4 protein-coding genes are annotated in these 4506 nt (G+C 63.6%); 3 read left to right on the forward strand and 1 reads right to left on the reverse strand.

Annotation, left to right across the window (positions count from 1 at the left end; all coding sequences use genetic code 11):
• From JHD64_RS20820 to hutH, 3 genes are all read left to right on the forward strand, one after another.
• The coding region (locus tag JHD64_RS20820; RefSeq protein ID WP_199055489.1) for an arginase family protein at window positions 1–277 on the forward strand (277 nt) is incomplete at its 5' end.
• A gap of 122 nt (window positions 278–399) precedes the next feature.
• Window positions 400–2082 (forward strand): urocanate hydratase, encoded by a 1683-nt coding sequence (hutU, locus tag JHD64_RS20825; protein WP_199055491.1) that lies wholly within the window; start codon window positions 400–402, stop codon window positions 2080–2082.
• A 216-nt stretch (window positions 2083–2298) separates the two neighbouring features.
• Complete coding sequence (gene hutH, locus JHD64_RS20830) at window positions 2299–3831, forward strand: histidine ammonia-lyase (protein ID WP_199055493.1); 1533 nt, start codon at window positions 2299–2301, stop codon at window positions 3829–3831.
• 67 nt (window positions 3832–3898) lie between these two features.
• On the opposite strand, the gene JHD64_RS20835 is transcribed toward hutH, so the two are convergent.
• Window positions 3899–4506, reverse strand: a 608-nt coding sequence (locus JHD64_RS20835; RefSeq protein WP_370540992.1) for a hypothetical protein, incomplete at its 5' end; no start/stop codon positions are given.

Consider the following 4506-nt stretch of genomic DNA (forward strand, 5'->3'; position numbering starts at 1 on the left):
GGTGCAGGACTTCATCGACCAGGTGGACATGGTCTATCTCACCATCGATCTGGATGTGCTGCCCGCCAGCGTGATGCCTGCCGTGTCCGCCCCCGCCGCCATGGGGGTAGAGCTGCCGGTGGTGGAAGCACTGGTCACTGCCATTGCCGCCAGCGGCAAGCTGGCCGGGGCCGATCTGGTAGAGCTGAACCCGCAATTTGATATCGACAGCCACGGCGCGAAGACGGCGGCCCGGCTGGCGTGGAGTATTACCCGTCATCTGGTCAAGAACCGCTGACAAAACCGCGTAGCGAACCCGGGCCAAGGCGGCGCAACGCTGGAGCGGGGGTTTTGTCAGCGGTTCCCGGTAAGGAATTCAGGGCAGTTGCCCGCCAACATGGCAGTACCAAGGAGACAGCAATGAGCGCAGCACAACAAGACAGCCGTTTCGACCCGACCCGTGTGATCCGCGCCCCGCGCGGCACCGAACTTTCCTGCAAAAGCTGGCTGACCGAAGCCGTCTACCGCATGATCCAGAACAATCTGGACCCGGAAGTGGCCGAGCACCCGCAAAGCCTGGTGGTATATGGCGGCATCGGCCGCGCCGCCCGCAACTGGGAATGTTTCGACACCATCCTGGACGTGCTCAAGCGTCTGGAAGACGACCAGACCCTGCTGATCCAGTCCGGCAAGCCGGTGGGCGTGTTCAACACCCACGCCGATGCGCCGCGTGTGCTGATTGCCAACTCCAACCTGGTACCGCACTGGGCCAACTGGGAACACTTCAACGAGCTGGATAAAAAAGGCCTGATGATGTACGGCCAGATGACTGCCGGCTCCTGGATCTACATCGGCTCGCAAGGCATCGTGCAGGGGACTTACGAAACCTTCTTTGCCGTGGCCAACCAGCACTTTGACGGCAAGCCGCAAGGCCGCTGGATCCTGACCGGTGGTCTGGGTGGCATGGGTGGCGCCCAGCCGCTGGCCGCCACCATGGCCGGTTTCAGCATGATTGCCGTGGAATGTGATGAAACCCGCATCGACTTCCGCCTGAAAACCCGTTACGTGGACCGCAAGGCCACTACCCTGGACGAGGCGCTGGCCATCATCGAAGACGCCAAACAAAGCGGCAAGGCGGTATCCGTCGGCCTGCTGGGCAATGCCGCCGACGTGTTCACCGAGCTGGTGAACCGTGGCATCACCCCGGATGTGGTGACCGACCAGACCTCCGCGCACGACCCGGTGCACGGCTATCTGCCGCAAGGCTGGACGGTAGAACAATGGCGCGCCAAGCAAAAGACCGACGCCGCTGAAATCACTGCCGCCGCCAAGAAGTCCATGGCCGTGCAGGTGCGCGCCATGCTGACCCTGCAACAGCGCGGTGCCGCCACGCTGGACTACGGTAACAACATCCGCCAGATGGCGCTGGAAGAGGGCGTGCAGAATGCCTTTGACTTCCCCGGCTTTGTCCCGGCCTATGTACGCCCGCTGTTCTGCGAAGGCATCGGCCCCTTCCGCTGGGTGGCACTGTCCGGCGACCCGGAAGACATCTACAAGACCGACGCCAAGGTGAAGGAACTGATTCCGGATGACCCGCACCTGCACAACTGGCTGGACATGGCACGTGAGCGCATCAGCTTCCAGGGCTTGCCGGCACGTATCTGCTGGGTGGGCCTGAAAGACCGCGCCCGTCTGGGTGCAGCCTTCAACGAAATGGTGAAGAATGGCGAACTCAAGGCGCCGATCGTGATCGGCCGCGACCATCTGGACTCCGGCTCGGTAGCTTCGCCCAACCGCGAAACCGAATCCATGCTGGATGGCTCCGACGCTGTGTCCGACTGGCCGCTGCTCAATGCCCTGCTGAATACCGCTGGCGGTGCCACCTGGGTGTCCTTGCACCACGGTGGTGGCGTGGGCATGGGCTTCTCGCAGCATTCCGGCGTGGTGATTGTGTGTGATGGTACGGACGAAGCCGCCAAGCGCGTGGGCCGCGTACTGCGCAACGACCCGGGCACCGGTGTGATGCGTCATGCCGATGCCGGTTACGACATCGCCAAAAATTGTGCACGGGAGCAGGGCCTGGACCTGCCGATGCTCAAGTAAGCCGGGTAGAGCATGCCCGATCCAGCGTTGCGCCTCCTTGCCGTACTCCGTGTACTGTCTGCGTCGGCGCGCCTTGACTGGGGCATTCTCTGTGCAGAAATCACGTCATCAGCGTTATTGCCCTGCCATCGGCGGCAGGGCAGGCGCTAAAACAAGAACATATCCGGCCCAGCCTGCGTGCATGCGGCGAGCTGACAATCAATAGAGACTGAAACCATGAGCATTCTGAATATCGTACCGGGCCAACTGACGCTGGCCGACCTGCGCCGCGTTTCACGTGAAACCGGCCTCAAGCTGCAACTGGACCCGTCCTGCCACGCCGGCATCGACGCCTCCGCCGCCACCGTGGCACGCGTGCTGTCCGAAGGCCGCACCGCCTACGGCATCAACACCGGCTTTGGCCTGCTGGCCAATACCCGCATTGCACCGGACGAGCTGGAACTGCTGCAACGCTCCATCGTGCTGTCGCACGCCGCCGGTATTGGCGCGCCGATGGACGATTCCACCGTGCGGCTGGTGATGGCACTGAAAATCAACTCGCTGGCGCGTGGTTTCTCCGGCATCCGCCGTCAGGTGATCGAAGCGCTGGTCACGCTGTTCAACCACGGCATCTACCCGGTGATTCCGCAAAAGGGTTCGGTGGGCGCCTCCGGCGACCTGGCCCCGCTGTCGCACATGAGCGCGGTGTTGATTGGCGAGGGCGAAGCCTTCGTCAACGGCCAGCGCGTCCATGGCCGTGAAGCCATGCAGGCGGCTGGTCTGGAACCCATCACCCTGGCCCCGAAAGAGGGCCTGGCCCTGCTCAACGGCACCCAGGCTTCCACCGCCTTTGCGCTGGAAGGCCTGTTCGCAGCGGAAGACCTGTTTGCCTCTGCCGTGGTGGCCGGCTCGATGTCGGTGGAAGCCGCGCAGGGCAGCCGCACCCCGTTTGATGCGCGCATCCACGCCGTGCGCGGCCATGCCGGCCAGATCGACGCCGCCAGCGCCTACCGCGCGCTGCTGGAACACAGCGAAATCGAACACTCGCACGAAAACTGCGGCAAGGTGCAGGACCCGTACAGCCTGCGCTGCCAGCCGCAGGTGATGGGTGCCTGCCTGACGCAGATCCGCCACTCCGCCAGCGTGCTGCAAGTGGAAGCCAACTCGGTATCGGACAACCCGCTGGTGTTTGCCGACGACAACGACATCCTGTCCGGCGGCAATTTCCACGCCGAGCCGGTGGCCTTTGCCGCCGATAACCTGGCGCTGGCGCTAGCGGAAATCGGCTCGCTGTCCGAACGCCGCATGGCCTTGCTGATCGACAGCAACCTGTCCAAGCTGCCGCCCTTCCTGGTGAATAACGGCGGGGTGAACTCCGGCTTCATGATTGCCCAGGTCACCGGTGCGGCGCTGGCTTCGGAAAACAAATCGCTGGCGCACCCGGCTTCGGTGGACAGCCTGCCGACCTCGGCCAACCAGGAAGACCACGTATCGATGGCCACCTTTGCCGGTCGCCGTCTGCGCGACATGGCGGGCAATACCGCCGGCATTCTGGCGGTGGAACTGCTGGCCGCCTGCCAGGGCGTGGACTTCCGCGCCCCGCACAAGGCCAGCGCCAAGCTGGAAGAAGCCAAGGCCGAACTGCGTGCGCAAGTGCCGTTCTACGACAAGGACCGCTACTTCGCACCGGATATCGAGAAGGCAGCCACGCTGGTGGCCAGCGGTAGCTACAACCGCTTTGTAGCGGCTGGCTTGCTGCCCTCTTTGTAAGCAGGCACTCAGTCAGGGATTTGGCCCGGCACCCTCATGGTGACCGGGCTTTTTTGCGTGTGCTGGTTTACAGCAGAAAGTAGCCCAGCACGCCGGCCAGTAGCAGTGCAGGCAGGGAATACAGATGAAAACGCAGCCAGATGCCGCGCTCTCCCGCCATGCGCAGGGCGATCAGGTTGGCCAGCGAGCCCAGCACGCAGCCAAAGCCGCCGGCATTCACCGCATAGGCCAGCACCTTGTAGGCGCTGCTGTATTTCACCAGCAGGATGGTGGCGGGCACATTGCTGATCAGCTGTGAGCCTAGCAGGGCGGTCAGGTATAAGCCTGTGGTGTCCAGCCCGGCCACGGCATCGGTCCAGTGGCGTACCAGCGGCAGCTGGGTGAGCAGGCGGATATCGACAAACATCAGCATGAACACGGCCAGCAGGCTCCAGTCCACCGCCAGCAACAGGGCCGGGCGCAACAGGGCGATGCCAGCCAGCACCGCAACCAGCCCCCACAAGCCATGGCCGGATTCCAGCGCCACGATAAAACCGCCATACAACATGGCGCAGCTCCAAAGCAGCTGTGGCTGATAGCCGCTGGCGTCGTCGTGCAACTCGGCATGAAGGCGCTGGCCGGGAAACGCCAGTGCCGTGGCCAGTAACAGCAGCGCCATGCTGCCCAGTGCCAGCG

The organism is Aquitalea sp. ASV15, from assembly GCF_016429115.1.
Classification (GTDB): domain Bacteria; phylum Pseudomonadota; class Gammaproteobacteria; order Burkholderiales; family Chromobacteriaceae; genus Aquitalea; species Aquitalea magnusonii.

Excerpts from the sequence above, each read along its gene's own strand:
- hutU (WP_199055491.1), top strand. The coding sequence starts at position 400 with ATGAGCGCAGCACAACAAGACAGCCGTTTCGACCCGACCCGTGTGATC.
- hutH (WP_199055493.1), top strand. The coding sequence starts at position 2,299 with ATGAGCATTCTGAATATCGTACCGGGCCAACTGACGCTGGCCGACCTG.